The organism is Neobacillus sp. BF23-41 (assembly GCF_041106275.1).
The window spans coordinates 417578-433585 of the sequence record NZ_JBGBPR010000001.1 but is presented as its reverse complement, the minus strand read 5'-3'; the positions used below and the strand labels follow the sequence as shown (position 1 = coordinate 433585).

The following is a 16008-nucleotide window of genomic DNA, read 5'->3' as shown; positions in this document are numbered from 1 at the left end:
TATTTTGTGAAAAGGCTAAAATATGAATGTAATTTTGGTACTTTTTACAAATGATAACTGTTGGAAAAGGAAAAATTTTTGAAATTGAAATATACTATAAGGGAAGGGACGTGATGATTTTGAAAAAAGGTTATATGGTGATTGGAATAATTGTAGCAGTGATTGTTATTTTTGGTGCAATGGTAATTTCCAGCTATAACTCTTTTGTCAATTTAGAGGAAAATGTGGACCAGTCCTATTCTCAAATTGAAAACCAACTGCAAAGAAGGCTGGATTTAATTCCGAACTTAGTAAATACAGTGAAGGGTTTTGCTTCGCATGAAAAAGAAGTGATTGCATCAATCTCAGATGCACGTGCAAGACTAGCCGGTGCGAATACGCCGCAGGCACAAGCCACAGCAAACGCAGAACTTTCAGGTGCGTTAAGCCGTCTACTTGTAGTCGTAGAAAATTATCCCGATCTTAAAGCAAATCAGCAGTTTACCCAATTAATGGATGAACTTGCAGGAACAGAAAACAGAATAGCTGTCGCACGTAAAGATTATAATGATCAAGTGGCGGTGTACAATAAAAAAGTAAAAAGATTTCCTGGGGCAATTATTGCAGGCATAACTGGGTTTGATGAAAAAGAATATTTTAAAGCGGACCCTAGTGCCAAAGAGGCTCCAAAAGTTGACTTTGGGGACGATCAATAATGAAAACAAAACGGATCTTCAGCCTTTTGTTGGTGTTTATCACTTTTTTTCTCTGTGCTGTGAATGCACAAGCTGAGGATGTCCAAATTCCGGCACCTGTTGGAGACATTTACGTACAGGATTTTGCCAATGTATTAAACGAAACAGAAAGAGCAGAATTAATCAATTTAGGCAGGAACATTGAAGACCAAACAACGGCACAAATTGCAGTTTTGACAGTAGAAACAATAGGAGACCAAACGATAGAAGAGTTTGCAAATGAAGCTTTTCGGCAATATGGAATCGGAAATAAACAGGAAAACAACGGTGTATTGCTCGTCTTGTCTATGCAAGAACGCAAAGTAAGGATCGAAGTTGGCTATGGATTGGAAGGCAGAATTCCGGATGGAAAAGCAGGTCGAATTCTTGATGGATATGCCATTCCATTTTTAAAAAATCAACAGCCAAATCGAGCAATTGTTGAAACTTATAAAGCTCTAACAAAAGAAGTCCTCGCTGAGTATGGCAATGAAGGGGACGTTAGTAAGCAGACAAAGGCAACCGGTGAAAAAGGATGGGGTATTCCCGGTTGGTTAATGGTCATTGTTATTATTGGAGTTGTGTTTTTAGATTTTAAGTTTTTTGGAGGAACGCTCACCTACCTTCTCTTATCTATAATCTCCAGAGGTGGAGGTAGAGGAGGCGGTGGTAGTGGTGGTTCTAGAGGGGGCGGAGGAGGTTCATCCGGTGGCGGTGGTGCAGGCCGAGGATGGTGATACACTTGCCAGAAAATCGAAAAACTGTTAGGAGGCCTTTCTCCTAACAGTTTTTTATATTCTATTAATTTTTATTAATACATTCTTATGGTTCGTCAGTTATCGTTGCCATTTTTCGAGCCCTTAGGAACTTTATTATATTTAAAACAATCGTTTTTACTACGGCATAGAACGGTACTGCCAACACCATCCCTAAGATCCCAGCTAAATTTCCTGCAGCGAGTAAAACAATAATAATTGTCGCTGGATGGGTATCCAATGATTTTCCAAGGATGAGCGGAGATAAGACATTGCCTTCAACCTGCTGAGCAATAACGATAATCACGATAACCAATAAGGCTTTGGTAGGTGAATCAAAAAGAGCAACAATCACAGCAGGGGCACCGCCGAGAATTGGCCCGACATAAGGAATTATGTTGGTAAACGCTACAATTAGGGCCATAACTAGCGCAAATGGCAAATCAATAATCAAGTATCCAACAAAAGCAAGAGTTCCTACTGACAGGGCTACAATGACTTGTCCCTGAATATAGGAGGAAAGTGTTTCACCAGTCTCTTTCAACATAATCAACCCGGCATCTCTATATGTTGCAGGGAGGAATTTAGTGAGGGCCTTAGGGAACTTATGTCCATCCTTAAACATGTAAAATAATAAAAAAGGAACGGTGGCTAAAATGACCGCAATATTAGCAAACACACCGAGTATATTTGTAATGCCACCGGTAACCCTATCCGGTAAGGTATTTGCGTAGGCAATCAGTTTTTGTTTACCTGTTTCCAAAAGGTCATTTTGCTCTTTCATGATCCATTTGAATTCAGAACTGCGTGATAGATTATCAAAATACTGCAAGGTCTTGTTAGCATAATCAGGAAGTGCATTCGCAAGGGCGGTGAATTGCTCTGTGATGGCAGGGACCAAACTGCCAATCGCTAATACCAGAATGCCAATAAACACGACATAAATGATGAGGATGGCAAGAATTCTCGGCACTTTTTGACGCTGAAGAAAATTAACGATTGGATTTAGTAAGAAAAATAGAAATCCGGTAATAAGAATTGGGAAAAAAAGAGTAGAGAAAAAGATCCCAATCGGCATGAATAAAAATGAAATCTTTGTTGAAACAAAGATGATAGTTAAAATTAATAGGATCTGGATTAACCCGTACTGGAATTTTCTTTTTGACATTATGTACCCCTTTTTCTTTGGTCTTTTAAACTTGGCTGTTGATTTCCACTCCAATCAACTTGGCTATAAATTCAACAATGACCTTTAACACAGACTTTTCTTTTAATATAGCTAAAATTATATCAAAAACATGGAACAGAAGACAAATTCTAGAATTTTTCATGGTGTCAGGCACCACTCAAAAAAAATGAAACTTTCGCCTCATTTTATCGTATACTTAATAGGAATATTTTACATAAGTGGAATAGGGGTGTTAAACATGGAATTGCAAAAAGAAGTGAATTTTTTGAATGAGAATCCGAAGTTATTGGGAATGTTTACAAGTCCAGGTATGCAGTTTGAGAGGATTAAGCAAAACCCGAAAATATGGGTACCGCTTATTGTTATTAGTTTCCTCTATGTGATCGGAATGGCCTTTATGGCGCTATCTTTGGATGCGGATACTTTAATTGAACAGGGAGTGCCAAAAGACCAGATAGATTTGGTGTTAACCATTACAAAAGTAACCGTTATGGTAACAGGTATAATTACGCCTATTTTTGGTGTGCTAATCAGCAGTGCGATTCAATTAGCAATTGCAAGAATCGCTAGTTCAACGGTTTCTTTTAAACAATTATTTTCTATGAATACTTATATCATGATAATCGGTGCAGCAGGTCTAATTTTAAATATGGCAATTAGCTTTGTAATCGGTGGAAACCCAGAAATATATATTACTAGTTTAGCAGGGCTGCTGAATCAAGAAAAAGCAGGTGTCTTAGGTTCTATCGAGGTATTTGGGATTTGGTCAGTTGTATTAACTGCACTTGGACTGAATAAAACAGCACAATTTTCTAAAGGGCTTGCATGGACGATTGCAATTATATTCTTCCTAATTAGTATTGGCTTTGGTTTGATAGGAACTCTATTGCAAGGAGCGCCAAAGTTATAATGAAAAAGAAAACTTGGATTGCGCTAGGTGTAATTAGTTTGGTCATCATTATGATTTCTGTCAGTGTCTACCGGCAAGTTTTTGCAAAAGGACCTTCCGTTAAAACCACAGAAATCAGCCAAGAGGAGATCTCCTCACTTTTGATGATTCCCGGTACCGTGAAACTTCCAGAGGAACAACTTGTGTATGCAACTCCTGATAAAGGGGAGATCAAGGAACTGCTAGTAAAAGAAGGTCAATCAGTAAAGAAAGGAACAGTCTTGGCCAAATTGCAGAACGCACAGCTCGAGCTTGAAATCGAGCAAAATAAATTATCGATCCAATCAGCTAACCTAAAAATAAGCCAAATAGATAAAAAAATAGAGCAGCTAGAAGAGAAAGAAAAAACGTTGAGTGAGCAGGTTGGAGTAGGTAAAAAAGAAGCGAAAAAACAGCTTGCCCCTGAATTTGAACAACTTGAGATGGAAAAAGAGTTAGCGAATATAGAACTAAAACAAACTGAGGTTCAAAAAGACCTGATTAGCAAACGCCAGGGTGACTTAGAGATTAAGAGTACAATGGATGGAATCGTTTTAGTATCAAAAAAGCCAGTATCATCTTCGATCGAAGCAGCAAACGAGCCTATTATACATATTGGTAAGTTAGAAGGAATGACTGCATCGGGACTTTTGTCTGAATACGACACACTAAAAGTTAGTAGTGGACAAAAAGTGATTATCCGATCTGATGCAGTACCTGGAAAAGAGTGGCAGGGTGTAATTACCAAGACTGCTATTTTGCCAGAGCAGAACCAAACTAGTTTGCAAAATGGCACCCAGGCTGTACAGTATCCCGTAACAGTAAAAATTTCCGGTGATACCAAAACGTTAAAACCAGGTTTCCAAGTCATTATGGAGATTGAAACGGACAAAAAGACAGCGATGGTCCTGCCGCTCGATGCATTATTTGATGATGGAGATAAGCCATATGTGTATCTTGTAAAGGATGGCAAGGCTAATAAGCAGAATGTCAAAACAGGCATCACATCAGGAAAGAAAATTGAAATTCTTGAAGGTGTTTCAAAAGGAGACCAAGTCATCGTTAATGGACCCGACAATATTAAGGATGGGTTGGAAGTGACAATCAAATGATCCGGCTAGAATCCATCAAAAGATCGTTTTTACTTGGAAAAGAGAGCGTTCATGTCTTAAACGGTATCAGTCTCACGATTCGTAAAGGTGAATTTGCTGCCATTATGGGTCCATCAGGTTCTGGGAAATCAACCTTAATGAATATTATCGGCTGTTTGGATAAACCGACTGAGGGAGAGTATTACCTTGGCGGGGAAAATGTTTCTCATTATAATGACAAAGAATTGGCGAGGGTTAGAAATCAATCGATTGGCTTTGTCTTTCAACAGTTCCATTTGCTGCCGCGCTTATCAGCTTTAAAAAATGTCGAACTGCCAATGATTTATGCTGGAATCTCAAAAAAAGAGCGACAGGCCCGTGCTGAAGAGGCACTAATAAAAGTAGGTCTTTCGGATCGAATGAACCATCTTCCCAATTCCCTATCTGGGGGACAAAAGCAACGTGTAGCTATTGCGAGAGCAATTGTCAATACACCAAAGTTGATTTTAGCGGATGAGCCCACGGGTGCTCTTGATTCGAAGACAAGCAAGGACATTATGGAACAATTTAAGGAACTTAATGAGGAAGGTGTAACCATTATCGTCGTTACCCATGAATCAGAAGTGGCGGAATACGCGAACCGAACGATTATGGTTAGAGATGGAATGATTCAATCGCCTTCTATGGGTGTAAGGGGGCCGGCCCTATGAGTTTTATGGAAAATCTTTTTATGGCTTTAAGCTCACTTAAAGCCCATAAGATGCGAAGTATTCTTACGATGCTTGGAATTATTATTGGTGTGGGTGCTGTCATAATCGTGGTAGCAATCGGACAGGGCGGAGAGGCGATGCTTAAATCACAGATTACTGGTCCAGGGAATACTATTGAGATATTTTATCAGCCTTCTGATGAAGAAATGCGCGCAAACCCTAATGTATTTCAGCAAGCTCCCTTCAAACAGGATGATATCAGGGCGCTTGAACAAATTCCGGAAATTAATCGTGTGGTTGCATCAAGCACAAAATTGTCTACTTTTCGATTTCAAAAGGAAACAGGCGATGTGTCTACCACCGGTATAAATCAAGCTTATATTCATTTAAATGAGTTGAAAGTAGCAGAGGGAAGAAATTTTTCAGCTTCTGATTTTCTGGGCGGGCGCCGTGTGGGGTTAGTCAGTAACAAATTGCAGGAGGAATTATTTAAAGGGAAAAATCCCGTCGGCGATATTGTTACGGTAGCCAATCAACCAATTGAAATCATTGGGGTTTTAGAAAAACCAACCGGCCTTTTTTCCTTTGGTTCAATGGAAGTTTATCTACCTTTCCAAACATGGAAAACTATATACGGAAGCAGCGATTTTACTCAGGTAACCCTTCAAGCAGAGTCTGCTGAGCAATTGCAGGTTGCAGGTAAAAAGGCTGCTAAGCTATTAAATAATCTGCATAATACGGAAAAGTCTTATCAGGTTATCAATATGGAGGAAATCGCTCAAGGAGTAGGGCAAATTACAAAAATCATGACCTTAATTATCGGGAGTATTGCCGGTATCTCTTTATTTGTTGGCGGGATTGGTGTTATGAATATCATGCTTGTTTCGGTGACAGAAAGAACAAGGGAAATAGGAATCCGCATGGCATTAGGTGCAACTCGAGGCCAAGTATTGACCCAATTTTTAATAGAATCGATGACACTAACCTTTATTGGCGGCATCCTTGGAATATTACTAGGCTGGGGAACGTCAACTATAGTGAGTTTCTTTGCTGGCTGGCCATCCTTGGTGTCTTGGCAAGTAGTGTTAGGCGGCGTGTTATTTTCGATGGTAATTGGTGTTGTGTTTGGACTACTTCCAGCAAATAAAGCTTCCAAACTTGACCCGATTGACTCATTGAGATATGAGTAAAGTATATTTTAAGTAATCTAGTTAATAAAGTCTACACGCTGTGTAGGCTTTTTCTATGTATTGCTAATAGTTAAATGTTTGCAGAAAATGGACTGTATGATAAAATAATTATAGGAATATTCAGTTAATATAATTAAATTGTGGCTGAGCTAGAATAATATATTAGAAGGAGTCGAGCAGAGCATGGTGAAAGTGAGTGTAGAGAATAAAGGCTATTTTGGGGAGTTCGGCGGAAGTTTTGTACCAGAGGATTTACAACTAGTAATGAACGAATTAGAGGAGCAATTTTTCCGTTATAAAGATGATCCGGAATTTATTGAGGAATTCAAATATTACCTAAAAGAATATGTAGGCAGAGAGAATCCGTTAACATTCGCTGAAAATTTAACGAAGCAAAATCAAGGGGCAAAAATTTATCTGAAACGAGAAGATTTGAATCATACAGGGGCACACAAAATTAATAATGCAATTGGACAGATTCTTTTAGCAAAACGAATGGGTGCAAAGCGAATTATTGCTGAAACGGGAGCAGGCCAGCACGGGGTGGCAACTGCAACCGCATGTGCCATGTTTGGGATGGAATGTATTATTTATATGGGTAAATTGGATACGGAACGCCAAGCGCTCAACGTCTTTCGAATGGAATTATTAGGAGCCAAAGTTGTACCTGTTGATAAAGGGCAGGGCCGCTTAAAGGATGCCGTCGATGAAGCCTTGGGCGACTTGGTGCAAAACTATAAAAATACCTTCTATCTATTAGGTTCGGCCGTGGGTCCTCATCCTTATCCAACAATGGTCAAACACTTCCAAGCAATTATCAGCGAAGAATCGAAACGTCAGATCCTTGAAAAAGAAGGCAGGCTTCCAACAGCTGTAATTGCCTGTGCAGGAGGCGGGAGCAATGCCATTGGTGCCTTTGCCCATTATATTGACGAAAATGATGTGCGCTTAATTGGAGTTGAACCAGCTGAGGCACCGACGATGACTGAAGGGGTCCCAGCTGTGATCCATGGCTTTAGATGTTTAACGTTACTTGATGAGAAGGGCGAGCCTAAACCAACGTATTCGATTGCTGCAGGACTTGATTATCCTGGTGTCGGTCCTGAGCATAGCCATTTGAAAACCAGCGGGCGAGCCGAATATGTAACCGTAACCGGGCAAGAAGCACTAGAGGCGTTTCAAGTATTAAGCAAGACTGAAGGCATTATTCCTGCGTTAGAAAGTTCTCATGCTGTAGCATACGCCATTAAGTTGGCAAAAGAGTTGGCAAACGACGATGTGCTGATTGTTAACTTATCAGGCCGTGGCGATAAAGATGTGGAGCAAGTATTTAAGATGTTAAAATAATTTAGCAGCATTAAAATATTGACCTAAAAAAGAGTCGCTAGTAACAAATGTGAATTTGTTGCAGCGGCTTTTTTTTTATTCATTTGAGCTATAAAGAATTTTTCTCTATAAATTGAATATAATTTTAGAACACATGTGACTGTACTTTGGATTCAAAAGGGGACAAGTATGTATAGGAAAAAAATAAAATTCTATATTGATTTTAGCAGGTCAGGAGGGTTCCCTTTTTATCAGCGAATTTTTATTATTTTCTTGGGGGCATCTCTGGTCGCTATTTCCTTGCAATTATTTTTGGTAGAAAATCATATTATTGACGGGGGGATTATTGGAATAAGCATCCTTCTTTCACATATTACAAGTCAAGAAATAGGATTGTTTTTGTTGATATTAAATACTCCCTTTTTCCTAATTGCCTATCGATTTCTGGGTAGAAGATTTCTCATGCTAAGCCTATTTGCTGTTCTTGTCCTATCAATTGAAACCTATTTATTAGAACCGTTTCCTGTTATAACTGATAGCCCGATCGTGGTGATTGTCCTTGGAGGTATTAGTTTAGGACTCGGAGTTGGAATAACCATTCGGTTTGGCGGATGTTTTGATGGGACAGAGGTGTTGGCCATTCTGTTTAGTAAACGTTCCTCTTTTTCAATAGGGCAAATTATTCTGTTATTTAATATACTCATATTTGGAAGTTCCATTTTCATATTTGGTCCTAAAGAGGCATTTTACTCTTTAGCAACCTTTCTCATAGCCTATAAGACTATTGATATTTCTATTCAGGCTCATTAATTTAAAAAGTTTTTCCTTGGTGTTTACTTGTTATAAATGGCGATTTCGATTGTCTCAGTAGGTAAATTGCTAAGAAGAGTTCTTAGAGATGAAGAGATTGCGAAGGTAAAAGCTTAATTGAGACTAGGAAAAGCTTATCTTACCATACGAAAATGCCCGGTCACCTATGTGATCGGGCATTTTTTAGGTAACCATAGAGCTATTGTTTCTTTAAAAATTCTAGCACTCTTTCATTCACTAAGTCATTGGCTTCGGTTATATAGATATGACCAGCACCTTGTATAGTCAAAAATTCAGCAATCGGAATTTTCTCTGCTAATGTTACCCCATTTTGGTATGGGACCAATTTATCTTCGTCCCCATGGATCACCAATGTAGGAACCTTGATTTGGTCAATCTCGCTGTAAGTATCATGGGCTAAGCAGGCCTGGAGCTGAAGTATATATGCATAGGGAAGAACAGGTATCTCTATTCTTTTTTGGATGTCCTCTGCAACTAATTCCCGCTGATTTTCGATAAATACTTGACTGTAAAGGATTGGAGCCGTGGCCCATGCCATTTCTTCTGGTGTTGCAATAGAGGAGCCCCTTGAAAGCATTAACATCGAGACATCGGCACTAGGTTGTACATGATTTACTCCGCCTGAGGTTGTACAACCTAGAACAAGCGAACGGACCCGTGTGGGATACATAAGTGCTAATCTTTGTGCAATCATCCCACCCATGGATATGCCATATACATGGGCTGAGTCAACACCGGCAGCATCCAAGACACACCTTGCATCTTCTGCCATTTTCTCGATGGAGTAGGGAGTATCTGGTTTGTCGCTGTGACCTGTACCGCGATTATCAAAAATAATTACCTTAAAATGCTCGCTTAAAGCAGGTAGAGTTCTAAACCAAGATTTTGAATTTAGTGACAACCCCATAATTAATAGTAAGGGTTCACCCTCACCATGAATCTCATAATAAAGATTAATTCCATTCCCGTTGGTTATTGGCATTCTAAAAAACTCCTCCTTTTCATAGATAACGGTAAATTATATGATAATGTGCAATAGTAAAGAACATAGAAGAGGGGAGGAATCATCCTCCCCTTAACTTACTTTTGAGTGTTTTTTCAAAAAGTTGCGAAGAATCCTGTTAAAGGAATCCTTTTGCTCTAACTTTGCAATATGACCAGTATTCCTTATAATGACAAATTCAGAGTCACGAGCAAAGTGTGGGATCGATATTTTTTCATTAGTAATGTACTCACCATGTCCACGTAAATCAGGAATAATCAAGTCATACTGATCCGCAAATTCAAACTGATTGTTCCAGCCCTCCTTTACCTCCCCAAGACCATGAATAAAGACCAAAGGTTCACCTTCACCAAAACGTAAGTAAGGAATTTTAGAGCAACTAATAGACTCTTCACTCAAATATAACCCCTCCTATTGCTTTTTATCATAAATGGGGTTGCCACTATTTGTAAAGTGACGATTTTTATAAAATTCAGAATAATACAAATGTACTACTTTTACCTGTCCTCCCTGGATGGACAAGTGTATTTCTTTGGTGCCTGACACCACACTAGGAAATTTCTGAATATAAGTGGAATTATTATAGGAGAATACTACTTTTTATTTTTGAGGTTCATCTTGACGTCTGGAAGGTAGTAGGTTTTATGTTTTGGTTTTACATATTTCACCACATGGACAGTGATGAATAAAAAAATATTCCGACAATTTTCGCTATATTTTTAGTGTTTGCAAAACAGATAGAATACTAATGCTTAGTATTCTAGAGGCTCGTTTTGGTCTTTCGAGGAAACATGGATTTTTGTTGAATTTTTGTCGAGAGTGCGAGGTTTACAAATTTTCATTTAACTACAATAATCGTAACTATATTAATATTTTAATTAAGGATAATGACGAAAGCTTCGAAGAATTTGCAGCCTTATTTATACGGAATATTTAATATTTGACTTTAAATCATCCTAAGGAGGCAACGTATCTAATGGTTTATCAGCAAAAACCGTGGTTAAAAATTTATGACCCCAGTCTTGACGAGCATGTAAATATTGAACACAAATCACTTTACGATTTTTTACAAGGTTCAGTAAACCTTTATAACGAAAAGCCTGCATTCACCTTTTATGGTAAGGTTTGGTCCTTCAACGATACAAAAGTGATTACAGATCAATTTGCTTCTGCCTTACATCGAGCTGGATTTGCTAAAGGCGATCGTTTATCTATTATGCTTCCTAATTCCCCGCATTACATATTCACGCTTTTTGGTACTTTTTGTCTTGGTGGAATCGCTGTTCAAGTTAATCCAATGTATGTAGAAAGAGAAATTGAACATGTATTAAATGATTCTGGCTCAGAATACATAGTCTTACTAGATGCATTTTATCCAAAGATTAAAGCGATTCAATCAACTACATCTTTAAAAAAGGTAATCGTTGTCAGTTTCGGTGGAGATAGAATAGACCTTGCTGAAGGCGATCATTATTTTGATGAATTCCTGCATAAGAAAGTAAATAATCCAGAGGTTGAGATTAATCATTATAAGGACGTAGCACTTTTACAATACACAGGAGGAACTACTGGTGTTTCTAAAGGTGTTATGCTTACCCATTACAATATTTTAGCCAATGTCACCCAAGTTTGTGATTTTAGCTATCGACCATGTAAAAATTAACCTGATGATTTGAAGATGATTACGGTTCTGCCAATGTTCCATGTTTATGGACTCTCTAGCATTGCGCTATGCGGAATTAGGGAAGGGGCAAATCAAATCGTTTTACCTCGCTTTGATTCTAAAGAAATCATGGAAACCGTAAAGCGTGAAAAACCATTTCAAATGTCAGCTGTTCCAACCATGTTTACTGCATTAAACAGTCAATCAGGTTTAGAAGAAAGCGGATTTAATGATTTATACTACATAAGCTGCGGTGGAGCACCGCTGCCCGTTGAAACTGTAAAAGCCTTCGAGAAGAAAACAGGTGCAATGCTTTATAATGGCTATGGTCTTTCCGAGTCAGCTCCAACCGCCATTTTTAGTCCACCATTCGTCCCGAGGAAATATGGAAGTGTTGGAATTCCTGTCCAAAGTACGGTCGCAAGAATAGTTCTTGAAACGGATGACGGATATGTCGATGCACCAGTTGGAGAAGAAGGTGAATTAATTATCCAAGGTCCGCAGGTGATGAAAGGCTATTGGAACCGCCCAGAAGAAACAGCCAAAGTATTAAAGGCTGGCTGGCTGTTTACAGGTGATATCGCAAAAATGGATGAAGACGGCTATTTTTATATTGTAGACCGGAAGAAGGATATGATTATTGCAAGCGGATACAATGTTTATCCTAGTGAAATCGGGGAAGTGCTTCATCAGCTAGAAGCTATCGAAGAGGTGCTTGTCATTGGTGTCCCAGACTTATACCGCGGTGAAACCGTAAAGGCATTTGTCAAATTGAAAGAAGGATATACTATTTCCGCTGAGGAAATCAAACAATTTGGTAAGGAAAACCTTGCCCCTTATAAGGCACCAAAACTAGTAGAAATACTTGAGGAGCTTCCAAAATCATCTGTCGGAAAACTCCTTAGATGAGTATTAAGAGACCAAGAGAAATCAGGGGTTAAAGCTTAATAGAGAGGAAGAAAATCGATGAATAATCAAGAACTTTTCAGTTTAAAAGGGAAAACGGCTATTATCACTGGCGGGGGAAGAGGCTTAGGACAGCAAATCGCGGTCGCATATGCGGAAGCAGGAGCAAATGTGGTGATTTGTTCGCGTAATCTTGAAGCCTGTCAGCAATTTAGTGAAGCCCTCAAAGAAAAGGGGGTTCGCACGCTTGCATTAAAATGTGATGTATCCAATCCAAACGAAATCCAAGCTGTCGTCCACGAAACCATGAAGGAATTTGGACGGATTGATATTTTGGTTAATAACAGTGGTAGCACTTGGGGAGCACCTGCATTAGAGATGCCTGCCGATAAATGGGATAAGGTAATGGATATTAACCTTAAGGCGGTGTTCCTATTTTCCCAAGCCGTTGGAAAAATAATGGTGGAGCATAAGGCTGGTAAGATTATCAACATTGCATCAATTGCTGGCATGGGCGGTCAAGATCCATTAGTAATGGATGCGATTGGTTATGCTGCAAGCAAAGGCGCAGTCATTACATTAACGAAGGATTTAGCCGTTAAATTAGCACCATTTAATGTTCATGTGAATGCAATTGCCCCTGGATTTTTCCCGACTAAAATGTCTAAAACCATCTTGAACTATTCAGGTGAAAAAATACTTGAGAGAACACCAGCAGGCCGTTTTGGTTCTGATGATGATATGAAAGGACCTGCACTTTTCTTAGCTTCGGATGCTTCTAACTATGTTTATGGACATGTACTTGTCGTTGACGGGGGCACGACTGCCAGTGTACAGTAAAAGATAGATACTGACAGGCAGTTAAGAGGGGTATAAATGAAGTACACCCATCAAGAAATGGATGCTTTTTATAAAAAGCTTGAAAAAAAATGGAATCAACAAATCCATGCCCATACCAACAACCGCAGCTTTACTTTGGCTATTGGGAGGGCATTGGAAGCACACGTAAAACAGATAAGAATTCACAAAAGGTTAACAACTAGGTGGTTAAAGCATTTAGACCTTCCGACTAAGGATGAAATAAGTGCTATTTCTGTAAGAATCGTAGATTATGAGGAAAAATTAGATTTTTTTGATGATGCGATCTACGAGATTAAACAAAGCCAGTTGAAGAATAATTCCCAGTTAAGAATGGTTCGGAAGTCATGTGAAGCCCTACTATCCGTTTTAGAAAAGGAAGTAAAGGATATCCACGACTGCAAGATAAAAAGCCTAGAATCAGAGCTTTTAGAATTAAAACAATTTTTTTTTACAAATCATTTAAATTTGGAGGAGAATAACAATGACGAAAAAAACTGAAACTGTACTAGAAGTTGAAAACCAAGAAACTGTGGTAGATGGGGAAAAGGATTTTACAAGTCTAGACCTTGTATGGAAACTTGGCTTTAATGAATTGGATGCCTGGGCAGAGCGCTTTAACAAACAGGATGAACTTTTCTTAGAGACTGTAAAGAACTATGTGGAAAAGCTTAAACAGAATCAGGAAAATGGAATCACGATTGCTGCTCAATTTGGCATGGAACTTAAAAAGTGGGAGAAAGCAGCACGCGAAGAATTACTTGTGACCACAACTTCACTACAGAACTTTTTTCCAGTGAAATCCTATGAAGAAATTAACCAAGTAGTAGATGACATTCAAAATAAAACTGCAAATCTATTATTAACACCTACTCAAGCGTTAATAACTGGTCAATTGGAAGCACTAGATAAATATGTGGAAACAGTTGAACAATATATTGCTTATCGAAAAAATGGCAGAGAAAAATATATTGAGAGTGTAAAGAAAACTAGCAATGTTTTATTTGAAAATCAAAAAGTATTTGTGAACATGTTGACTAAACAAGTCAAACAAGCGATGCTGCCATTTCAAAATTATATGAAGGACGTAACCGAGCAACCTAAATAATAACAATATAGGAGTGTAAGTAATGTCAGGTAAAAAACCTTACGATCCATATGAATCCCTTCATAAGTTAAGTTTATTGTGGGAAAAACAGATTAATGATTTTATCTATCTGTTGACTGATAACAAAGATTTCGTGAAAACGTCCAAATTTGGGACTGAAATTAATTCCCGTTTTCTGGAGGAATTAAAAAAGAATCAAGAAGCACTTGCTGGTGTACTAAATTTGCCTACTAAAAATGATGTCTCTAATGTTGCGACTTTAACGATCCAAGCAGAAGAGAAAATTGAAGCACTTGAGGAACAAATTTGGGAACTTCAAGATTCCATGAAGACGCAAAGCAAAGAGATTGAGAGTGTTGTAGAGATTTCCAAAGAAATTATTAAACTGACAAAGCAGCTTAAAACGGAATTAGTAAAAACGAAAAAAGAGCAGACAGACACAAAAGAATTACATGCCGAACTTCAAGAAATGAAGTTTGAAATCATGAAATTAACAAATTTTAAAGAAGAATTTGAGACTTTAAAGGGTCTTATTCTTAAAGACAGAAGTACGGAACAAGAGTTAACTGGATCAGGCTCATCCAAATAAAAATGAAACGGAGATATGACATTGTCAACTGAAACACCATTAATGGGGTTCATTCCCGAATTGGATTATCAGAAAGAAATGGAACGTTGGGCTAATTTCTATAAGATTTTAAGTGAACCTGAGCCTAAGACAGGTCAGACTCCAAGAACTGAAGTATGGAAAAAAAATAAATCAGTTTTATGGTATTATCCTGCAAAACAGAAGAAGTATGAGATTCCTTTGTTTTTCGTGTATTCGTTATTTAATAAACCCTACATTTTAGATATAGACCCAAAGACAAGTGTTATTAAGAACCTAACCGACATGGGCTATGATGTGTATTTATTGGATTGGGGTACACCAGGCTATGAAGATAAAAAAATCGGTCTTGACACCTATATCGAGAAATATTTAAAAATAGCGGTGAAGCGGGCTGTTCGCCATTCTGGAGTAGAAGAAATTACATTAGTTGGCTACTGTTTAGGCGGGACGATTGCCGCAATCTATGCATCGATTGCGGAAGAACCAATAAAAAATTTAATTGTTGCAACCATACCAATTGATTTCTCTACATTTATCGGGCCAGATAAATGGGCTGAGGGCCTCAAAGAGGGAGATTTTAACATCGATCATTTCCTTGATGTTTATGGGGTGGTCCCGCCAAAATATGTTGAAATGATGTTTAGAGCGGTTGGATCACCAATTTATTTCACTAACTATACGATGCTTTTAAATCGAGCCCACGATCAGAGGTATGTGGATAAGTGGCGTCGAATGAATAAGTGGACTCAGGATCAGGTTCCTTTTACCGGTGAGGCTTGTAAACAATTAGGAAATGACCTGATTAAAGATAACAAGCTGGTTAAAGGGGAATTTGTAGTTGGAAATAAAAAGGCAGATTTACGTAATATTGATGCCAATCTATTTGTAATCTCTGGCTCTAGAGACAATTTAGTTCTCGAAGAACAAAGTAAGCCAATTATGGATTTAGTATCTAGTAAGGATAAAACGTATCTTTGCGTTGAATCAGGCCATGTTGGACTTGCTTTATCTGGCTTATTAGCGGGAATTGTTGATCAATGGGCATCCAGTCGCTCAAATCCGCTTTCAAAATGATTGTGTAATAAAGTTTGGTACAAGGAAATATATAATAAGTGTAGGCAATGAAG

General features: G+C 38.4%; 17 protein-coding genes and 1 pseudogene. 15 read left to right on the top strand and 3 right to left on the bottom strand.

The window, feature by feature from the left end; translation table 11 throughout:
- Positions 1-134: 134 nt before the first annotated feature.
- On the top strand, positions 135-695 hold the full coding sequence (locus AB7942_RS02085; protein ID WP_483310831.1) for a LemA family protein: 561 nt from the start codon (positions 135-137) through the stop codon (positions 693-695).
- Positions 695-1450 carry a TPM domain-containing protein gene (locus AB7942_RS02080; RefSeq protein WP_369445606.1) on the top strand — a complete coding sequence of 252 codons (756 nt, stop codon included), beginning with the start codon at positions 695-697 and terminating at the stop codon, positions 1448-1450. Before AB7942_RS02085 ends, AB7942_RS02080 begins: the two co-directional genes overlap by 1 nt.
- 85 nt (positions 1451-1535) lie before the next feature.
- Here the strand turns inward: AB7942_RS02080 and AB7942_RS02075 are convergent, their stop codons facing one another.
- On the bottom strand, positions 1536-2636 hold the full coding sequence (locus AB7942_RS02075) for an AI-2E family transporter (protein ID WP_369445605.1): 1101 nt from the start codon (positions 2634-2636) through the stop codon (positions 1536-1538).
- 259 nt (positions 2637-2895) lie between these two features.
- On the opposite strand from AB7942_RS02075, the gene yknW reads away from it, so the two are divergent.
- The 6 genes from yknW to AB7942_RS02045 all read left to right on the top strand — a co-directional run bounded on the left by yknW (position 2896) and on the right by AB7942_RS02045 (position 8712).
- The gene (gene yknW / locus AB7942_RS02070; protein ID WP_369445604.1) at positions 2896-3567 is read left to right on the top strand and encodes a YknW family membrane protein; all 672 of its coding nucleotides are present in this window, start codon (positions 2896-2898) and stop codon (positions 3565-3567) included.
- Positions 3567-4697, top strand: a complete 1131-nt coding sequence (locus AB7942_RS02065; RefSeq protein WP_369445603.1) for an efflux RND transporter periplasmic adaptor subunit — start codon at positions 3567-3569, stop codon at positions 4695-4697. The genes yknW and AB7942_RS02065 overlap by 1 nt, the downstream gene beginning before the upstream one ends.
- Positions 4694-5386: an ABC transporter ATP-binding protein gene (locus AB7942_RS02060; protein ID WP_369445602.1), complete on the top strand. Its 693-nt coding sequence runs from the start codon at positions 4694-4696 to the stop codon at positions 5384-5386. The genes AB7942_RS02065 and AB7942_RS02060 overlap by 4 nt, the downstream gene beginning before the upstream one ends.
- On the top strand, positions 5383-6576 hold the full coding sequence (locus AB7942_RS02055) for an ABC transporter permease (RefSeq protein WP_369445601.1): 1194 nt from the start codon (positions 5383-5385) through the stop codon (positions 6574-6576). Before AB7942_RS02060 ends, AB7942_RS02055 begins: the two co-directional genes overlap by 4 nt.
- Positions 6577-6759: 183 nt before the next feature.
- The gene (trpB, locus tag AB7942_RS02050; RefSeq protein WP_369445600.1) at positions 6760-7923 is read left to right on the top strand and encodes a tryptophan synthase subunit beta; all 1164 of its coding nucleotides are present in this window, start codon (positions 6760-6762) and stop codon (positions 7921-7923) included.
- A 168-nt stretch (positions 7924-8091) separates the two neighbouring features.
- The gene (locus tag AB7942_RS02045) at positions 8092-8712 is read left to right on the top strand and encodes a YitT family protein (RefSeq protein WP_369445599.1); all 621 of its coding nucleotides are present in this window, start codon (positions 8092-8094) and stop codon (positions 8710-8712) included.
- A gap of 199 nt (positions 8713-8911) precedes the next feature.
- Here AB7942_RS02045 and AB7942_RS02040 read toward each other — a convergent pair whose 3' ends face one another.
- Both AB7942_RS02040 and AB7942_RS02035 read right to left on the bottom strand, forming a co-directional pair.
- Complete coding sequence (locus tag AB7942_RS02040) at positions 8912-9715, bottom strand: alpha/beta fold hydrolase (protein WP_369445598.1); 804 nt, start codon at positions 9713-9715, stop codon at positions 8912-8914.
- Between the two features lie 93 nt (positions 9716-9808).
- Positions 9809-10135 carry an alpha/beta fold hydrolase gene (locus tag AB7942_RS02035; RefSeq protein WP_369445597.1) on the bottom strand — a complete coding sequence of 109 codons (327 nt, stop codon included), beginning with the start codon at positions 10133-10135 and terminating at the stop codon, positions 9809-9811.
- Positions 10136-10712: 577 nt separating this feature from the next.
- Here AB7942_RS02035 and AB7942_RS02030 point away from each other — a divergent pair.
- The 7 genes and pseudogenes from AB7942_RS02030 to AB7942_RS02000 all read left to right on the top strand — a co-directional run.
- A pseudogene (locus tag AB7942_RS02030) lies at positions 10713-11909 on the top strand (AMP-binding protein); the annotation flags it as partial.
- Positions 11907-12308 carry an AMP-binding enzyme gene (locus tag AB7942_RS02025; protein WP_369445752.1) on the top strand — a complete coding sequence of 134 codons (402 nt, stop codon included), beginning with the start codon at positions 11907-11909 and terminating at the stop codon, positions 12306-12308. The pseudogene AB7942_RS02030 and the gene AB7942_RS02025, both read left to right, overlap by 3 nt.
- Before the next feature lie 57 nt (positions 12309-12365).
- On the top strand, positions 12366-13145 hold the full coding sequence (locus AB7942_RS02020; protein ID WP_369445596.1) for an SDR family oxidoreductase: 780 nt from the start codon (positions 12366-12368) through the stop codon (positions 13143-13145).
- A 36-nt stretch (positions 13146-13181) separates the two neighbouring features.
- On the top strand, positions 13182-13664 hold the full coding sequence (locus tag AB7942_RS02015) for a hypothetical protein (RefSeq protein WP_369445595.1): 483 nt from the start codon (positions 13182-13184) through the stop codon (positions 13662-13664).
- On the top strand, positions 13648-14271 hold the full coding sequence (locus tag AB7942_RS02010) for a hypothetical protein (RefSeq protein ID WP_369445594.1): 624 nt from the start codon (positions 13648-13650) through the stop codon (positions 14269-14271). Before AB7942_RS02015 ends, AB7942_RS02010 begins: the two co-directional genes overlap by 17 nt.
- Before the next feature lie 22 nt (positions 14272-14293).
- Complete coding sequence (locus tag AB7942_RS02005; RefSeq protein WP_369445593.1) at positions 14294-14860, top strand: polyhydroxyalkanoate biosynthesis repressor PhaR; 567 nt, start codon at positions 14294-14296, stop codon at positions 14858-14860.
- Positions 14861-14881: 21 nt separating this feature from the next.
- On the top strand, positions 14882-15955 hold the full coding sequence (locus AB7942_RS02000; RefSeq protein WP_369445592.1) for an alpha/beta fold hydrolase: 1074 nt from the start codon (positions 14882-14884) through the stop codon (positions 15953-15955).
- The last annotated feature ends 53 nt before the right edge of the window (positions 15956-16008 follow it).